The following is an 18,297-nucleotide window of genomic DNA, read 5'->3' on the forward strand; positions in this document are numbered from 1 at the left end:
GTTATGGACCGTATCATTCAATCGCCGGGGAAATATATCCAGGGCGCTGATGTTCTCACCCGTCTCGGCGACTATCTGAAACCTCTGGCTACACGCTGGCTGGTTGTTGGCGATAAATTTGTGCTGGGTTTTGCCGAAGAGACCCTGCGCCAGAGTTTTAAAAATGCAGAGCTACATGCAGAAATCGCGCCGTTTGGCGGCGAATGTTCGCAAAATGAGATCGATCGTCTGAAAAAACTGGCCGACAGTGCGGACTGCATGGCGGTGCTGGGCATTGGTGGCGGTAAAACGCTGGATACCGCCAAAGCGCTGGCACATTTTATGGACGTGCCGGTCGCTATCGCCCCGACTATCGCCTCCACCGATGCCCCGTGCAGCGCCCTTTCTGTGATTTACACCGACAGCGGCGAATTCGAACGCTATCTGATGCTGCCGCATAACCCCAATATGGTGATTGTCGACACCAAAGTGGTGGCTGGTGCGCCGCCGCGTCTGCTGGCCGCCGGGATTGGTGATGCCCTTGCCACCTGGTTTGAAGCACGCGCCTGCTCGCGCAGCGGCGCGACCACCATGGCGGGCGGCAAGTGCACGCAGGCCGCGTTAGCGCTTGCCGAGCTGTGCTACAACACGCTGATTGAAGAGGGCGAGAAAGCGATGCTGGCCGCCGAGCAGCACGTAGTAACCCCGGCGCTGGAACGCATTATCGAAGCCAATACCTATCTGAGCGGCGTAGGGTTTGAAAGCGGCGGGCTGGCGGCAGCGCATGCCATTCACAACGGGATGACGGCAGTGCCGGATGCGCATCACTTCTACCACGGTGAAAAAGTGGCGTTTGGTACGCTGACGCAACTGGTGCTGGAAAACGCGCCGGTTGAGGAGATCGAAACCGTCGCGGCGCTTTGCCACAGCGTTGGATTGCCGATCACGCTGGCGCAGCTGAATATCAAAGAAGACATTCCGGCCAAAATGCGCCTGATTGCCGAAGCGTCTTGCGCTGAGGGAGAGACCATTCACAACATGCCGGGTGGCGTGTCGCCGGATCAGGTTTACGCGGCACTGCTGGTTGCCGACCAGTATGGACAGCGTTTCCTGCAGGAGTGGGAGTAATAAAAAAGCCGGGTGCGCTACGCGTACCCGGCTCAATGATTATTTCACGTCAAAACGGTCCAGATCCATCACCTTCGCCCACGCTGCAACGAAGTCGCGAACGAACTTCTCGTGAGCATCACTGCTGGCGTACACCTCTGCCAGCGCGCGAAGGACAGCGTTAGAGCCGAAGACCAGGTCAGCGCGAGTGGCAGTGTATTTCACTTCACCGCTGGTGCGATCGCTTCCGGCAAACAGCTCGTTCGATTCATCGGTCGCCTTCCACTGGGTGTTCATATCCAGCAGGTTCACGAAGAAGTCATTGCTCAGCACACCTTCGCGGTTGGTGAACACACCATTTTTACTGCCGTCGAAATTTGCACCCAGTACGCGCAGGCCGCCGATCAGCACCGTCATTTCTGGTGCGGTTAACGTCAACTGCTGGGCTTTATCAATCAGCAGCGATTCGGTGGTGGAGACATCAACCTGCGCACGATAGTTACGGAAACCGTCAGCAATCGGTTCAAGCAGGTTAAACATATCGATATCCGTCTGATCCTGACGTGCATCCACACGGCCCGGCGTGAACGGTACGGTGACGTAAACGCCTGCCGCTTTCGCCGCCTGCTCAACGCCTACCACACCCGCGAGCACGATAATATCGGCCAGTGAGGCTTTATTGGTGGTGCGCTGAATAGCTTCCAGAGCAGGCAATGCACGTACGGCTGCGGCGTTAACATCCCAGTTGCGCTGAGGCGCAAGCGCCAGACGCGCACCGTTGGCACCGCCACGCTTGTCGCCGCCGCGGAAGGTTGAGGCTGACGCCCATGCCACGGAAATCAGTTCGCTCACGGAGAGCCCGGATGCTGCAATTTCCGCCTTCAGGCTCTCAATGTCCTCTTTGGTCGGATTGAATACTGCCTCCGGCAGCGGATCCTGCCAGATCAGATCTTCTTTCGGCACTTCCGGGCCAAGATAACGCGATTTTGGCCCCATATCGCGGTGGGTCAGTTTGAACCACGCGCGGGCGAAGGCTTCGTTGAAAGCCTGCGGATCGTTCAGGAAGCGACGGGAAATTTTTTCGAATTCCGGGTCAAAACGCAGCGTCAGGTCGGTAACCAGCATAGTCGGTTTGCGTTTTTTCGACGGGTCGAACGGGTCTGGCATGATCTCAGGCGCGTCCACGGCTTCAAACTGAATCGCACCGGCCGGGCTACGGGTTTGTACCCATTCGTATTTGAACAGGTTCTCGAAGAAGTAATTGCTCCACTGGGTCGGGGTTTGTGACCAGATGACTTCCAGACCGGAAGTAATGGCGTCAGCGCCAATACCGGTACCGTGCGTGCTGGCCCAGCCCAGGCCCTGCGCTTCAATCGGAGACGCTTCCGGGTCTGTGCCAACGTGCGTTGCTTCACCCGCACCATGAGTTTTACCGAGCGTATGCCCCCCGGCAATCAGCGCCACGGTCTCTTCGTCGTTCATTCCCATGTTACCGAAGGTGGCGCGAATGGCTGCCGCCGCGGACAGCGGTTCACCGCTGGCGTTTGGTCCTTCCGGGTTAACGTAGATCAGCCCCATTTCAGTGGCCGCCAGCGGACGTTTCGCCAGCGCTTCCGGGTCACGATGGGTCAGCCAGGCTTTTTCATCCCCCCAGTTAACGTCGAGATCCGGTTCCCAGACATCTTCACGCCCGGCACCAAAACCAAAGGTGCGGAAGCCGGAGTTTTCCAGCGCCACGTTACCCGCAAGAATAAACAGGTCGGCCCAGGAGATTTTTTGACCATATTTTTGCTTGATCGGCCACAGCAGACGGCGAGCTTTATCCAGACTGACGTTATCTGGCCAGGAGTTCAGCGGCGCAAAGCGCTGTTGACCGCGTCCGGCACCGCCGCGTCCGTCAACGGAGCGATAGGTTCCCGCACCGTGCCAGGCCATGCGAATAAACAGGCCCGCATAGCTGCCCCAGTCGGCAGGCCACCACGGTTGAGAGTCGGTTAAGAGTGCTTTGAGATCGCACTTGAGGGCGGAGTAATCCAGCTTGCTAAATTCTTTGCGGTAGTCGAAGTCTTCACCCAGAGGGTTCGAACGATTGGAATGTTGGTTAAGAAGATCGATGCGGAGTTGTTTTGGCCACCAGTCGCGGCTGCCTGTACCTGCCCCCGCGCTGTGATCGACGCCGCCCTGGTGGAACGGGCATTTGCCGACTGATGCCGCTTTATTGCTCTCGTCTGACGTGCTCATCGCTATGCTCCCTTTTACAGTGTTACCGTTACGATATACACCACTAGCAATAAGATATAGTTGAATTAATCCACAGATTCGATAGCTAATACCTTTTAACTTTTAGCCAGACTAAAAAGCCCTCCATTCAGGAGGGCTTGATGTTTATTACGCCGGGCGAACACCGAGCGTATGACAAATGGCGTAGCTCATTTCCGCGCGGTTCAGCGTGTAGAAGTGGAAATCTTTTACCCCTTCCCGACTTAAAATTTTCACCATGTCCATTGCGATATTGGCACCCACCAGCTTGCGCGTTTCCGGATCATCGTCCAGCCCTTCGTACATTTTGGACATCCACAGCGGAATGCGTACGTTGGTCATATCGGCAAATTTCTTCGCCTGTTTGAAGTTAGAGACCGGCAGAATACCCGGGATGATTTCCACGTCGATACCCGCAGAAACGCAGCGGTCGCGGAAGCGCAGGTAGCTTTCCACATCAAAGAAGAACTGAGTAATGGCCCGGTTCGCACCGGCATCCACTTTACGCTTCAGGTTAAGGAGGTCGGCCTGAGCGCTTTTCGCTTCCGGATGCACTTCCGGGTACGCCGCCACGGAGATATCAAAATCGGCAACGTCTTTCAGCAGCGCGACCAGATCCGCCGCATACATTTCCGGCTTACCGCTACCCGGCGGCAGGTCGCCGCGCAGGGCGACGATATGACGAATCCCGTTATTCCAGTAATCCTGGGCGATAGCACGCAGCTCGTCACCGGTGGCGTCGATACAGGTCAGATGCGGCGCCGCTTCCAGACCGGTTCTGTCTTTAATGCCTTTAATAATGCTGTGCGTACGGTCACGCTCGCCGGAGTTCGCGCCGTAGGTCACGGAGACAAATTTCGGTTTCAGGCTGCTCAGGCGATCGATAGAGCTCCAGAGGGTTTGCTCCATTTCACTGGTGCGCGGCGGGAAAAATTCAAAAGAGACGTTAATCTGGCCGTTTACTTCGGCCAGGCTCTGATTCAGGGCTTCCCGCTGGTTGGCGTGAAAAAAGCTCATACCTTACCTCTATCTTTCGCGTGTCGTTGTTTGTTGTGTTGTGAACTTCTATACGTTTAGACGTCCAGATGTAAAAATGACGGAAAAGCGGAGTGACGTCAACAGAAATAATCAACAATAACGGTGAGGAATGCTCAGGGAAGATGAAGGAAATTCATGATGGGGTGAGTGCGGTTGCTTGCCCTCACCCTGGCCCTCTCCCACCGGGAGAGGGAACATGCGGGATTACAGCAACTTAGCGAGACGATTGATGTCCGACTGGATCGCCCCGGCGGTGACATCGCGCCCTGCACCCGGGCCACGGATCACCAGTGGGTTATCGCGGTACCAGCGGCTTTCGATTGCAAAGACGTTATCGCAAGGCAGCATCGCCGCCAGCGGATGTTCACGACGCACCGCCTCAACCCCCACACGCGCTTTACCGTTGGCCTCGAAACGCGCCACATAGCGCAGCACCAGCCCCATCTCGTTTGCGGCTTCCAGACGTTGCAGCATCTGCTCGTTCAGTTCATCACCGTTTTCAAAGAAGTGGTCAATGGATCCTTCCTCGCAGCCTGCCGGCACCAGCGACTCGACGCGAACAGCGCCGGGTTCAATGTCATAACCGGCTTCACGCGCCAGGATCACCAGCTTACGCATCACATCTTTACCGGAGAGATCGACGCGGGGATCGGGTTCGGTTAGCCCCTGCTGCCACGCCTGATCCACCAGGTCAGTGAACGGTACGGTGCCATCAAACTGCAGGAACAGCCAGGAGAGCGTACCGGAGAAAATACCGCTCAGCGCCAGAATGCTGTCGCCGCTTTCAATCAGATCGCGCACGGTATGGTTAACCGGCAGACCCGCGCCTACGGTGGCGTTATAGAGCCAGTGACGACCGGTTTTTTCGAACGCATCGTGGATCTGACGGTACTTATCGGTGCTGCTTGCCCCCGCCAGTTTATTCGCACTGATGACGTGGAAACCGTGGCTGGCGAAATCAAGATACTGATCGGCAAGCTGTTCGCTGGCAGTAACGTCCAGCACCACCAGATCGTCATACGGGTGCGCGCGCATCCACAGGAACAGCGCCTCTTCGTCTTGTTCAACCGCTTCATCATTAAAGAAGGCAAGCGCGCGGCTGGCATCCAGCCCCTCGTAGTTCAACAGACTGCGGCGGCTGTCCACCACCCCGGCGAGGATAAATTCAAAGCCGGTACGTGCTGAGAGCGTGACCTGCTCGCGCGCGAACAGCTCCAGCCAGCGAGAACCGATGTTGCCTTTACCGAACAACACCAGGCCGATGCGTTTTTCCGCACGGAACAGAGAGGTATGCAGACCCTGAATCAGGCTCTCAGTTGGTCCTTTACGCAGGACGGCAACGAGGCTGATGCCCTCTTCCGACTGCCAGGTAAATTCAACCGGTTGCCCTTTCAGCTGTTGCCAGAAGCGGTGGCAGTGCAGTGGGTTACGGGTGACGCCCGCGCCCACCATCGCCACCAGCGCTAGCCCCTGACGCAGACGAAGCTCGCCCGGCAGGCCCGCTTCATCCAGAATTTTTAGCGCGCTGTCCGCCACTTCGGCGGTGTAGCAGAACTGCAACAGTTGACGGTCGTTATGTACGCCAACCGCCAGCGGACGCACCTGAGCACGTTTGAGGATCGTGTCGATATCTTTATGCGCCAGTTTGAAGTCCTGGCCCGCCGGGACCTGGAACTCAATCAGGCAGATGTCGTCGTGGCTGGTGACAATACGCGCCCCCGTACCGGATGCCAGCACGCGTTCGATGCGCGTGGAGCCCTGATCCGGGGTGTAACTGCAGCGCAACTGCAAATCGATATCGCTGCCGGAAACCGGCTGCAGCGTACGCGCGTGCAGAACCGGCGCGGCCAGACGTGCCAGCTCGCTGGCTTCATCCAGGCGCAGCAGCGGCAGCAGGCAGGCGTCTTTCACCTTACGTGGATCAGCGCTGTAAACACCGGCGACGTCACTCCAGATGGTGACGCGGGACACGCCCGCCAGGGCACCGATCTGCGTCGCCGAGTAGTCAGAGCCGTTACGCCCCAACAGCACGGTTTCCCCGGCATTGCTGCGGCTGATAAAGCCGGTCACCACAATGCGTTTACCCGGATGCTGTACCAGCAACTGTTGCAGCAGCGGGTAGGATAGACCTTCGTCCACCTGTGGCTGTGCGGCGCGTTCGGCACGCAGGAAATCACGCGCGTCGAGCCAGGCAGCCTCAACGCCCAGATGTTGCAGCACGGCGGCCATCAGGCGCGCAGACCACACTTCACCGTGCCCCACCACTTCGGCGTACACCGCATCGGTAATACCGCTGTCCAGCAGGGCGGCCAGACGCTCAAGGTCATGCGTAAAAGCGCTAATCAGCCCATCCGCCACGTCTGCAGGCAGCAAACCGGCAATCAGCTCACTCTGGTAACGGCGTAAGGACTGTTGCACCTGATGCGCAGAGAGGCGATCGGTCTGGCTCAATTTCAGCCAGCTAATCAGCTGGTTGGTGGTGCTGCCCGCCGCGGAGACAACCATCATGTCACCCGGCTGTGAATACTCTGTCATGATCCCTGCAACGCGCAGGTAACACTTCACATCAGCAAGACTACTACCACCAAACTTGTGCAGTTGACGACCCTTCGCCCCTGCCTGCGCTATCACACTCATGATTACCCCTTGGCTGCGACCCGGAAGCCATTTTCCAGATCGGCAATTAAATCTTCAGAATCTTCAATACCGGTTGAGATCCGCAGCAGCGTCTCAGAAATCCCGGCGGCGGCACGTGCCTCTGGTGCCATACCTGCGTGCGTCATGGTCGCAGCGTGGGAGATCAAACTTTCAACCCCACCTAACGATTCCGCCAGCGTAAACAATGACAGCCCGCTCAGGAAGCGACGCAGCGTTTGCTCGTCACCGTCCAGTTCAAAACTTAACATCGCGCCAAACCCTTTCTGCTGACGCGCGGCAATCTCGTGCCCCTGGTTTTCAGGCAGCGACGGGTGATAAAGCTTCTTCACCAGCGGCTGCGTTTTCAGGAAATCGACAATCGCCTGGGCATTGCGCTGTGCCACCTCCATACGCGGCGACAGCGTGCGAATCCCGCGTAACAGCAGATAGCTGTCGAAGGCCCCGGCGGTGACGCCAATGTTATTGGCCCACCATGCCAGTTCGGTGACAACGTCGGGATCTTTTGCAATCACCACGCCTGCGACGACATCAGAATGACCGTTCAGATATTTAGTGCATGAATGCAATACCAGATCTGCACCCAGCGCCAGTGGGTTCTGAAGGGCCGGACTGAGGAACGTATTATCCACTACACTTATCGCTCCCGCATCCCTTGTGAGCTGACAAATTTTCGCAATATCGACAACGCGCAACAATGGATTGCTTGGACTTTCCACCAGCACCAGCTTCGGCTTCTCTGCCAGCGCCTGTTTCAGCGCCTGTTCGTCATTTTGATCGACAAACAGTACCCGGTAACAGCCGCGTTTTGCCAGGCTATCAAACAGACGATAGCTGCCGCCGTAACAGTCGTGCGGCGCAACCAGCAGATCGCCCGGCTTCAGGAACACGGTAGTCACCAGATGAATGGCAGACATGCCGGTATTGGTTAATACTGCCCCTGCGCCACCTTCCAGTTCCGCCAGTGCGCGCTGGGTAACATCACGCGTAGGGTTGCCACGACGCGAGTAGTCATGCGCACGGGGTTCATTAAATCCGGTGAAATTATAGGTACTGGAAAGATGAATCGGCGGGACAACACAGCCGTACTGCTCGTCATCATTCAATCCGCTACGCACTGCGATGGTGGCCTGTTTACGCGTCATGGTGAAGGCTTCCTGGCTAATTAGGTGAAAAGTCAGGCACCAGAGTAAACATTGAAAGTATGGACGTCAATACATCTGGACATCTAAACTTCTTTGCGTATAGATTGAGCAATGCGCAAATAGCCGTTAAAATTATATGCTTTAGTGCACGCTGCAGCGGCAATATCCGTGCCACGGTATCGTCTCTACGGTAAACTACGCAGGTTTACGGTTCAAAACCGACGGTTACAGGTTTTGCACCTTTAGATTAATGACTGAGAGGATTAAAGGTATCTCATGGCTGAATGGAGCGGCGAATATATCAGCCCATACGCTGAGCACGGTAAGAAGAGTGAGCAAGTAAAGAAAATTACGGTTTCCATTCCTCTGAAGGTGTTGAAGATCCTCACCGATGAACGTACGCGTCGTCAGGTGAACAACCTGCGCCACGCAACCAACAGCGAACTGCTGTGCGAAGCGTTTCTGCATGCGTTTACCGGCCAACCGTTGCCGAACGATGACGACCTGCGCAAAGAGCGTAGCGACGAAATCCCGGAAGAGGCGAAGGTGATCATGCGTGAACTGGGTATCGACCCGGAGACGTGGGAATACTGATAAGCGGATACAAAAAAGGCACCTTGCGGTGCCTTTTTTTCGGGAAACTTATTTAGCGCCCGGGATGCTGAAACGCTTGTTGAAGCGGTCAACACGGCCACCGGTTGCAACGTCACGCTGCTTACCAGTGTAGAACGGGTGGCATTTGCCGCACACGTCCAGGTTCAGATCGTGACCCACGGTAGAGCGGATCTGGATAGAGTTACCGCAAGAGCAGTTTGCAGTAATCATTTCGTATTTCGGGTGAATATCTTTTTTCATGGGAGAACCTCAGTTAAGGCCGCGTCGCTCTTCCAGCCCTAACGCCAGACACCACGCGATGTTGAATGTAAGTTCTTTGGCGTAAAGTACACCAAAGGCGGCGAATCATACAGAATTTGACCAACGTATGCAAACTGATCCGCACGCCGCTTTCACTAATGTGTATACTAACGCGCCACTTTTCAAGTCAGGAAGATTCGATGCCCGTCGCTCACGTTGCCCTGCCCGTTCCGCTTCCCCGCACGTTTGACTATCTGCTGCCCGACAGCATGAGCGTTAAAGCGGGCTGTCGCGTGACCGTGCCCTTTGGCAAACAGCAGCGCGTAGGGATCGTCGTCTCCGTCAGCGACAAGAGCGAATTGCCGCTTAACGAACTGAAATCGGTCGTTGAGGTGCTCGACAGCGAGCCCGTTTACTCCACCAGCACCTGGCGACTGCTACTATGGGCGGCGGATTATTATCATCATCCGATTGGCGATGTTCTGTTCCACGCTTTACCGATTATGCTGCGCCAGGGCAAAAGCGCCAGCCACGCGCCAATGTGGTACTGGTTTGCGACCGAACAGGGCCAGGCGGTGGACATTAACAGCCTGAAGCGCTCCCAGAAACAACAGCAGGCGCTGGCCGCCCTGCGTCAGGGGAAAATCTGGCGCCATCAGGTCGATGAGCTGGAAGTCAGCGAAACCGCGCTCCAGGCACTACGAAAAAAAGGGCTGAGCGAACTGGCAAGCGAGGCTCCGGCCCTGTATGACTGGCGGGAGCGATTTTCCGTCTCGGGCGATCGCCTGCGCCTGAACACCGAGCAGGCCACCGCCGTGGGGGCGATCCACAGTGCCTCCGGCCATTTCTCCGCCTGGCTACTGGCCGGGGTCACCGGTTCCGGCAAGACAGAAGTCTATCTCAGTGTGCTGGAAAACGTGCTCGCGCAGGGCAAACAGGCGCTGGTGATGGTGCCGGAAATTGGCCTGACGCCGCAAACCATCGCGCGCTTTCGCGAGCGGTTTAATGCGCCAGTTGAGGTGCTGCACTCTGGCCTGAATGACAGCGAACGCCTCAGCGCCTGGCTGAAAGCGAAAAACGGCGAAGCGGCGATCGTGATTGGCACCCGTTCATCACTGTTTACACCGTTCAAAAATCTTGGCGTCATCGTCATTGATGAAGAACACGACAGCTCTTATAAGCAGCAGGAAGGCTGGCGGTATCACGCCCGCGATTTGGCCGTCTATCGCGCGCACAGCGAGCAAATCCCCATTATTCTGGGCTCTGCTACCCCGGCGCTCGAAACGCTGCATAATGTTCGTCAGCGTAAATACCATATGCTGCGCCTGACGCGTCGCGCGGGGAATGCGCGTCCGGCCATTCAACACGTGCTGGATCTGAAAGGTCAGCAGGTGCAGGCGGGGTTAGCACCTGCCCTTATCACCCGGATGCGTCAGCATTTGCAGGCGGGCAATCAGGTTATTTTGTTCCTCAACAGACGCGGCTTTGCCCCGGCACTGCTGTGTCACGACTGCGGCTGGATCGCAGAATGCCCGCGCTGCGACCACTACTACACCTTCCATCAGGCCCAGCGCCATTTGCGCTGCCACCACTGCGACAGCCAGCGCCCGGTGCCGCGTCAGTGCCCGTCGTGCGGGTCAACGCACATCGTGCCGGTCGGTCTGGGCACTGAACAGCTGGAACAGGCCCTGGAGCCGTTCTTCCCGGATGTGCCCATTTCCCGAATCGACAGGGACACCACCAGCCGTAAAGGGGCGCTGGAACAGCAGCTGGCAGAAGTGCATCGCGGTGGCGCGCGCATCCTGATTGGCACCCAGATGCTGGCCAAAGGTCATCATTTCCCGGACGTGACGCTGGTTGCCCTGCTGGATGTCGATGGCGCACTGTTCTCTGCCGATTTCCGCTCAGCCGAGCGTTTTGCCCAGCTTTATACCCAGGTGGCCGGACGCGCGGGACGCGCCGGGAAACAGGGCGAAGTGGTACTGCAAACGCACCATCCTGAGCATCCGTTGCTGCAAACCCTGCTGCACAAAGGCTATGACGCGTTTGCCGAGCAGGCGCTGGCTGAACGCCAGACCATGCAACTTCCCCCGTGGACCAGCCACGTGCTCATCCGCGCGGAAGATCATAACATCCAGCAGGCGCCGCTTTTCCTGCAGCAGTTGAGAAACCTTCTGCAGGCCAGCCCGCTGGTTGATAATCAACTATGGATTTTAGGGCCGGTTCCGGCGCTGGCCCCCAAGCGCGGCGGACGTTTTCGCTGGCAGATTTTGCTGCAACACCCTTCGCGCATCCGTTTACAGCACATCGTCAGCGGCACGCTGGCCTTGATCAACACCCTGCCAGAAGCGCGCAAAGTGAAGTGGGTGCTTGACGTTGATCCCATCGAAGGCTGAAGCCGGATCGAAAAATTTAACGTCCCTCACACTTTTTATGAAAATTCTGTAACCGATTCCATTAACTATCTGTAAAAATGGTGGCGTCAGAAGTTCGGTGTTCAGGCGAGGAGAAGACGTTGAAGTCCAGGAAAGAGGTTGCCACGGCGACCATGAAAGACGTTGCCCAGAAAGCACAAGTCTCTACGGCAACCGTGTCCCGCGCATTAATGAACCCGGATAAAGTCTCTCAGGCGACCCGCAACCGGGTAGAACAGGCCGCGCTGGAAGTGGGGTATTTCCCACAGGCGATGGGGCGTAACGTTAAACGTAATGAGTCGCGGACCATCCTGGTGATTGTGCCGGACATCTGCGATCCCTTCTTCAGCGAAATTATTCGCGGCATCGAAGTGACCGCTGCGGAGCAAGGGTATCTGGTGCTCATTGGCGACTGCGCGCACCAGAATCAGCAGGAAAAAACCTTTATCGACCTCATTATCACCAAGCAGATCGACGGCATGCTGCTGCTTGGTTCGCGCCTGCCGTTTGATGCCAGCATTGAAGAGCAGCGCAATTTACCGCCGATGGTAATGGCCAACGAATTTGCGCCGGAGCTGGAACTGCCAACGGTGCATATTGATAACCTGACCGCCGCGTTCAACGCCGTTAACTACCTGCAGGAGCTGGGGCATAAACGGATTGGCTGCATTGCCGGGCCAGAAGAGATGCCGCTGTGTCACTATCGCCTGCAGGGCTATGTTCAGGCGCTTCGCCGAACCGGCGTGACGGTTGATCCGCACTACATTGCGCGCGGTAATTTTTCCTTCGAAGCCGGTGGTCAGGCGCTGGAAAAACTACTGGCGTTGCCTGAGCCGCCTACCGCAGTGTTCTGCCACAGCGACGTGATGGCGCTGGGGGCATTATCGTATGCGAAACGCCGCGGCCTGCGCATACCGAAAGATTTGTCGATTATCGGTTTCGATAATATTTCGCTTTCAGAATTTTGCGATCCCCCGCTCTCAACCGTTTCGCAGCCACGCTACGACATTGGCCGTGAAGCGATGCTTCTTTTGCTCGATCAGTTGCAGGGTCAAACAGTTAGCAGCGGATCGAGGTTGCTGGACTGCGAACTGATTATTCGTGGTTCTACCCAGGCATTGACTTAAAGTAAATGTCTTTAGGACACCCTTATCTGGTCAAAGCCCCGCCGCTTAAGTAACATGGCGGACTGACGAACGAATAAATACAGCGAAACGATAGTGGCACAACGAGATTATGTACGTCGCGGCCAGCCGGCACCTTCGCGACGCAAAAAGAGTAGCGCAAAGAAAAAGCAACGTAACCTGCCTGCTGTCTCGCCAGCAATGGTCGCTATTGCTGCGGCGGTACTGGTGGCCTTCATCGGCGGCCTGTACTTTATCACGCACCATAAAAAAGAAGAGGCTGAGGCCCTTCAGGGCAACAAAGTGGTTGGAAATGGTCTGCCACCGAAGCCTGAAGAGCGCTGGCGCTATATTAAAGAGCTGGAAAGCCGTCAGCCTGGCGTGCGTGCGCCGACCGAGCCATCCGCCGGTGGCGAGGTGAAAAATGCCGATCAGCTAACGGACGAACAGCGTCAGTTGCTGGCACAGATGCAGGCCGATATGCGCCAGCAGCCTACGCAGCTGAATGAAGTGCCGTGGAATGAACAAACGCCGGCTCAGCGTCAGCAAACGCTGCAACTGCAGCGCCAGCGTCAGGCACAGATTCAGCAGCAGCAACAACAACAGCAGCAGTGGACGCAAAACCAGCCGGTACAGCAGCCTAAAGCGCAGCCGCGCGTGACGGAACAGCCGTACCAGCAGCCGCAAACGCGAACGGCGCAGTCTCAGCCTGCTCAGCAGCCGAAGGCCCAGACGCAGAAGCAAACGGCTCAACCGTATCAGGATCTGCTGCAGACGCCTGCGCATACCACCGCGCAGCAGCCGAAAACACAGCAGGCCGCACCGGTCACCAAAGAGACCGAGGCACCGAAGCAGACGGCTGAGAAGAAAGACGAACGTCGCTGGATGGTGCAGTGCGGTTCGTTCAAAGGTGCCGAGCAGGCCGAAACGGTCCGCGCTCAGCTGGCATTTGAAGGATTTGACTCGCGCATTACCACCAATAACGGCTGGAATCGCGTGGTGATTGGCCCGGTCAAAGGCAAAGAAAATGCCGATGGCACCATTTCTCGTTTGAAAGTCGCCGGTCACACAAACTGCATCCGACTTGCTTCCGGGGGTTGAAACCCCCAAATTCCCCCCCATCTATCTTTCTATTCAGCCCTGAGCACAGGCTCAGGGCTTCTGTTTCCCGATTCTGTAACCAGGGGGTCTGCTCGTGACAACAATAGTAAGTGTACGCCGTAACGGCCACGTGGTAATCGCCGGTGATGGCCAGGCCACGCTGGGTAATACCGTAATGAAAGGCAACGTGAAAAAAGTCCGTCGTTTATACAACGACAAAGTGATCGCCGGTTTTGCAGGCGGCACGGCTGATGCTTTCACGCTGTTTGAACTGTTTGAACGTAAACTGGAAATGCACCAGGGTCATCTGGTGAAAGCCGCCGTGGAGCTGGCGAAAGACTGGCGAACCGACCGCATGCTGCGCAAACTCGAAGCGCTGCTGGCCGTGGCCGATGAAACCGCATCGCTGATCATCACCGGTAACGGTGACGTCATTCAGCCAGAAAACGACCTGATTGCCATCGGCTCTGGCGGCCCTTATGCCCAGGCTGCGGCTCGCGCACTGTTGGAGAATACCGACATGAATGCGCGTGATATCGCGGTGAAGGCGTTGGATATTGCGGGTGATATCTGCATCTATACCAACCACAACCACACCATCGAAGAATTGACCTCTAAAGCGTAAGGATCTCCCATGTCTGAAATGACCCCACGCGAAATTGTCAGCGAACTGGACAAACATATTATCGGCCAGGATAACGCCAAGCGTTCCGTGGCTATTGCTCTGCGCAACCGCTGGCGCCGCATGCAGCTTGACGAAGAGCTGCGCCATGAAGTGACGCCAAAAAACATTCTGATGATCGGCCCAACCGGTGTCGGTAAAACCGAAATCGCTCGCCGTCTGGCGAAACTGGCTAACGCGCCGTTCATCAAAGTTGAAGCCACTAAGTTCACCGAAGTGGGCTATGTAGGTAAAGAAGTTGACTCTATTATCCGCGATCTGACCGACTCGGCAATCAAGATGGTTCGCGTTCAGGCGATCGAGAAAAACCGCTATCGCGCGGAAGAGATGGCTGAAGAACGTATTCTTGACGTGCTGATCCCGCCGGCGAAAAACAACTGGGGCCAGGCTGAACAGCAGGCTGAGCCGTCTGCGGCACGTCAGGCATTCCGCAAAAAGCTGCGCGAAGGCCAGCTGGATGACAAAGAGATTGAGATCGATCTCGCCGCCGCGCCAATGGGTGTGGAAATCATGGCACCTCCTGGCATGGAAGAGATGACCAGCCAGCTGCAGTCCATGTTCCAGAACCTGGGCGGTCAGAAACAGAAAGCGCGTAAGCTGAAAATCAAAGATGCGATGAAGCTGCTGATTGAAGAAGAAGCAGCAAAGCTGGTGAACCCGGAAGAGCTGAAGCAGGATGCGATCGACGCGGTTGAGCAGCACGGTATCGTGTTTATCGACGAAATCGATAAGATCTGTAAGCGCGGTAACGCGTCCGGCCCGGACGTCTCCCGTGAAGGCGTGCAGCGCGACCTGCTGCCGCTGGTTGAAGGCTGCACCGTCTCCACCAAGCACGGGATGGTCAAAACGGACCACATCCTGTTTATCGCATCCGGTGCGTTCCAGATTGCCAGCCCGTCTGACCTGATCCCGGAACTGCAGGGTCGTCTGCCTATCCGCGTTGAGCTGCAGGCGCTGACCACTGAAGATTTCGAACGTATCCTGACCGAGCCAAACGCGTCTGTGACCGTACAGTACAAAGCGCTGATGGCGACCGAAGGCGTGAACATTGAGTTCACCGAAGACGGTATCAAACGCATCGCCCAGGCGGCCTGGCAGGTCAACGAAACCACCGAGAACATCGGTGCGCGTCGTCTGCACACGGTGCTGGAACGCCTGATGGAAGATATCTCTTATGATGCGAGCGACCTGAACGGTCAAACCATTACCATTGACGCAGAATATGTGGGTAAACACCTGGATGCGTTAGTGGCAGATGAAGATCTGAGCCGTTTTATCCTATAATCGCGGTTACTGCATTCTCATCACATTTAATGGGGGCTAATGCCCCCATTTTTTTGGCTTAATAACTATGACTGATATCAGCCGTACTCAGGCGTGGCTCGAAAGTCTGCGCCCTAAAACCCTTCCTCTGGCCTTTGCCGCGATTATCGTCGGTACCGTCCTTGCCTGGTGGCAGGGGTATTTCAATCCGCTGGTTGCCGTGCTGGCGCTGGTCACCGCCGGTTTGTTGCAGATCCTCTCTAATCTCGCCAACGACTACGGCGATGCGGTTAAAGGTAGCGATAAGCCTGACCGTATCGGCCCTCTGCGCGGGATGCAGAAAGGGGTGATTACGCAGGCACAGATGAAGCGCGCGTTGATTATCACCGTGGTACTGATTTGTTTATCCGGCCTGGCGCTGGTGACGGTCGCCTCGAAAACCACCAGTGATTTCATTGGTTTTCTGGTGCTGGGCCTGCTCGCTATTATCGCCGCCATTACCTATACCGTCGGCACGCGCCCTTACGGTTATATCGGCCTGGGTGATATTTCCGTGCTGGTATTTTTTGGCTGGCTGAGCGTGATGGGCAGCTGGTACTTACAGGCGCATACGCTTATTCCTGCCCTGTTCCTGCCCGCCACCGCCTGCGGTCTGCTGGCAACGGCGGTACTTAATATCAACAACCTGCGCGATATCGACAGCGACCGTGAGAACGGCAAAAACACGCTGGCCGTGCGTCTGGGGCCGGTTAACGCGCGTCGCTATCATGCCTGCCTGCTGATGGGCGCCCTGCTCTGCCTCGCACTGTTCAACCTGATCTCGCTGCATAGTCTCTGGGGCTGGCTGTTTGTGCTCGCCGCGCCGCTGCTGATTAAACAGGCCCGCTTTGTGATGCGTGAGCTCAGCCCGGCAGCCATGCCACCGATGCTTGAGCGCACGGTAAAAGGCGCATTGCTCACTAACCTGTTGTTCGTGATAGGGATTGTCCTGAGCCAGACGCTGAGTTAACTGACAAATATCAATTAACAATTGATGATTTTGCCAACAACGCATTTCGCACGATATAATGAACACATTCGCAGCAACAGAGCGTTAAACCTATGAAATACGATACCTCCGAGCTTTGTGACATCTACCAGGAAGATGTCAACGTCGTTGAACCGCTGTTCTCCAACTTTGGTGGACGGTCTTCGTTTGGCGGACAAATCATCACGGTGAAATGTTTCGAGGATAACGGGTTGCTGTACGATCTGCTCGAACAGAACGGTCGTGGTCGCGTGCTGCTGGTTGATGGCGGCGGCTCCGTACGTCGTGCATTGATTGACGCGGAACTGGCCGGAATTGCCGTGCAAAACGAATGGGAAGGCATTGTGGTCTACGGTTCAGTCCGCCAGGTGGACGATCTCGAAGACCTCGATATCGGCATTCAGGCGATTGCCGCCATTCCGGTAGGCGCCGCGGGTGAAGGCATTGGCGAAAGCGATATTCGCGTCAATTTCGGCGGCGTGACCTTCTTCTCCGGCGACCATCTCTATGCCGATAACACCGGCATTATCCTCTCCGAAGATCCGCTGGATATTGAGTAGTAAACAGTAAGCGAGCGCCATAAAAAAAACCGCCAACAGCAATGTGGCGGTTTTTTTGTCCCTCGGGATTCGCGGTCCGTTGGGAAGGCTTGCAGGCTAATACCAAGGATCTTCATCATACTCTCGTCCAAACCTTGGGCAACCCCTCAGAAGCTTTATAAAATCCTAATTCTTTATGAATACCTTAACACCACGGTTGCTGCTTATTATGATGCAGCGTCCCTTTCCGCCATCTCGCAAATGGGCATCGGTCCAGGGAAAGGTGTATTCACAACCGTAAAACAGGCTAATACCAGGGCTTGTGTCCACCGACTTATCACCGGTGGTGAACGGTGGAGCGGTTAGCTGCAGGGACCGCATAATGAAACGCTATTTATGTATCGCGTTCATTGTCGCCAGCGTACTCGTTGTGAAGAGTGATGAACCCAATGTGTTCTTTGCTTTTGCTACGACAGCGCAGGACAAGTAGTGTTAAGGCCGCCTTGGGCGGCCTTTTTTATGGTTATTACCCATTCGCGATAACCATAAAAAAGCCGGGTGGCGGCTTCGCCTTACCCGGCCTACTCAGTTCAATCCCAGGGGAATTAAACCTCTTCCATACGCCCCAGCAGCGCCTGCAGACGTTCCTGCCAGCCGTTCTGCTGTTCACGCAGCTGGTTGTTTTCGCGCTCCAGTTCTTCACGGCCGTGCTGAGCTGTCTGCACTTCTTGCGCCAGGCTGTTGTTCTTTTCTTTCAGCTCTTCAATTTCCATCTGCAGCAGCGTGATGGTGTCAATCGCCTGCTGTACTTTCGATTCCAGTTTTTCAAACACTTCTAAAGACATGATCCTACCTCTCCTGAATTGCAAGGCGACGCTTTAACGTAAACGCGCACAACATCTATGCCGATTGTATGAAGCCCCGTCGCCCCTGTCCAGCGACACACCGCGCAGATCGCGGTTTGCAACACTTTTCGGCCTCGTCCTGGTGCGTTCGCGGCAATTACCCCTAAGTTGTTAACTCATTAGTTAATGAAATGATTCAGCTCACACTCTCGCGCTGATGCAAAAATGCGCTTTATGGCGCGCAAACGCTCATTTTATTGACAC

The 18,297-nt window shown here is 56.0% G+C and carries 15 protein-coding genes; 9 read left to right on the forward strand and 6 right to left on the reverse strand.

Features of this window, described 5'->3' with window-relative positions; translation table 11 throughout:
- Positions 1-3: 3 nt before the first annotated feature.
- A complete protein-coding gene (gene gldA / locus ECL_RS25115) occupies positions 4-1,107 on the forward strand; it encodes a bifunctional L-1,2-propanediol dehydrogenase/glycerol dehydrogenase (protein ID WP_013099305.1) in 1,104 nt (367 codons plus the stop codon).
- A 39-nt stretch (positions 1,108-1,146) separates the two neighbouring features.
- Here the strand turns inward: gldA and katG are convergent, their stop codons facing one another.
- The 4 genes from katG to metB all read right to left on the reverse strand — a co-directional run bounded on the left by katG (position 1,147) and on the right by metB (position 8,183).
- A complete protein-coding gene (gene katG / locus ECL_RS25120) occupies positions 1,147-3,327 on the reverse strand; it encodes a catalase/peroxidase HPI (protein WP_013099306.1) in 2,181 nt (726 codons plus the stop codon).
- Between the two features lie 147 nt (positions 3,328-3,474).
- Positions 3,475-4,362, reverse strand: coding sequence for a methylenetetrahydrofolate reductase (metF, locus tag ECL_RS25125; protein ID WP_013099307.1), 888 nt, complete (start codon positions 4,360-4,362; stop codon positions 3,475-3,477).
- 225 nt (positions 4,363-4,587) lie between these two features.
- Complete coding sequence (locus ECL_RS25130) at positions 4,588-7,020, reverse strand: bifunctional aspartate kinase/homoserine dehydrogenase II (protein ID WP_013099308.1); 2,433 nt, start codon at positions 7,018-7,020, stop codon at positions 4,588-4,590.
- 2 nt (positions 7,021-7,022) lie between these two features.
- The gene (gene metB, locus ECL_RS25135; protein WP_013099309.1) at positions 7,023-8,183 is read right to left on the reverse strand and encodes a cystathionine gamma-synthase; all 1,161 of its coding nucleotides are present in this window, start codon (positions 8,181-8,183) and stop codon (positions 7,023-7,025) included.
- Between the two features lie 276 nt (positions 8,184-8,459).
- On the opposite strand from metB, the gene metJ reads away from it, so the two are divergent.
- Positions 8,460-8,777 (forward strand): met regulon transcriptional regulator MetJ, encoded by a 318-nt coding sequence (metJ, locus tag ECL_RS25140; RefSeq protein WP_003862042.1) that lies wholly within the window; start codon positions 8,460-8,462, stop codon positions 8,775-8,777.
- A gap of 48 nt (positions 8,778-8,825) precedes the next feature.
- Here metJ and rpmE read toward each other — a convergent pair whose 3' ends face one another.
- A complete protein-coding gene (gene rpmE, locus ECL_RS25145) occupies positions 8,826-9,038 on the reverse strand; it encodes a 50S ribosomal protein L31 (protein ID WP_003862040.1) in 213 nt (70 codons plus the stop codon).
- 200 nt (positions 9,039-9,238) lie between these two features.
- Between rpmE and priA the strand changes: the two genes are divergently transcribed.
- From priA to rraA, 7 genes are all read left to right on the forward strand, one after another.
- Positions 9,239-11,434, forward strand: a complete 2,196-nt coding sequence (gene priA / locus ECL_RS25150) for a primosomal protein N' (protein WP_013099310.1) — start codon at positions 9,239-9,241, stop codon at positions 11,432-11,434.
- A 119-nt stretch (positions 11,435-11,553) separates the two neighbouring features.
- Positions 11,554-12,579: a DNA-binding transcriptional regulator CytR gene (gene cytR / locus ECL_RS25155; RefSeq protein WP_013099311.1), complete on the forward strand. Its 1,026-nt coding sequence runs from the start codon at positions 11,554-11,556 to the stop codon at positions 12,577-12,579.
- 93 nt (positions 12,580-12,672) lie between these two features.
- Complete coding sequence (ftsN, locus tag ECL_RS25160; protein ID WP_013099312.1) at positions 12,673-13,677, forward strand: cell division protein FtsN; 1,005 nt, start codon at positions 12,673-12,675, stop codon at positions 13,675-13,677.
- 94 nt (positions 13,678-13,771) lie between these two features.
- The gene (gene hslV / locus ECL_RS25165; protein ID WP_008501802.1) at positions 13,772-14,302 is read left to right on the forward strand and encodes an ATP-dependent protease subunit HslV; all 531 of its coding nucleotides are present in this window, start codon (positions 13,772-13,774) and stop codon (positions 14,300-14,302) included.
- A 9-nt stretch (positions 14,303-14,311) separates the two neighbouring features.
- Entirely contained in the window at positions 14,312-15,643 is a 1,332-nt protein-coding gene (gene hslU / locus ECL_RS25170; RefSeq protein WP_013099313.1) for an HslU--HslV peptidase ATPase subunit, read from the forward strand.
- A 67-nt stretch (positions 15,644-15,710) separates the two neighbouring features.
- Positions 15,711-16,631 carry a 1,4-dihydroxy-2-naphthoate polyprenyltransferase gene (gene menA / locus ECL_RS25175; RefSeq protein WP_013099314.1) on the forward strand — a complete coding sequence of 307 codons (921 nt, stop codon included), beginning with the start codon at positions 15,711-15,713 and terminating at the stop codon, positions 16,629-16,631.
- 92 nt (positions 16,632-16,723) lie between these two features.
- Positions 16,724-17,209: a ribonuclease E activity regulator RraA gene (rraA, locus tag ECL_RS25180; protein ID WP_013099315.1), complete on the forward strand. Its 486-nt coding sequence runs from the start codon at positions 16,724-16,726 to the stop codon at positions 17,207-17,209.
- Positions 17,210-17,793: 584 nt separating this feature from the next.
- On the opposite strand, the gene zapB is transcribed toward rraA, so the two are convergent.
- A complete protein-coding gene (gene zapB, locus ECL_RS25185) occupies positions 17,794-18,033 on the reverse strand; it encodes a septal ring assembly protein ZapB (RefSeq protein ID WP_013099316.1) in 240 nt (79 codons plus the stop codon).
- Positions 18,034-18,297 lie beyond the last annotated feature (264 nt).

It is taken from the genome of Enterobacter cloacae subsp. cloacae ATCC 13047 (genome assembly GCF_000025565.1).
GTDB lineage: Bacteria > Pseudomonadota > Gammaproteobacteria > Enterobacterales > Enterobacteriaceae > Enterobacter > Enterobacter cloacae.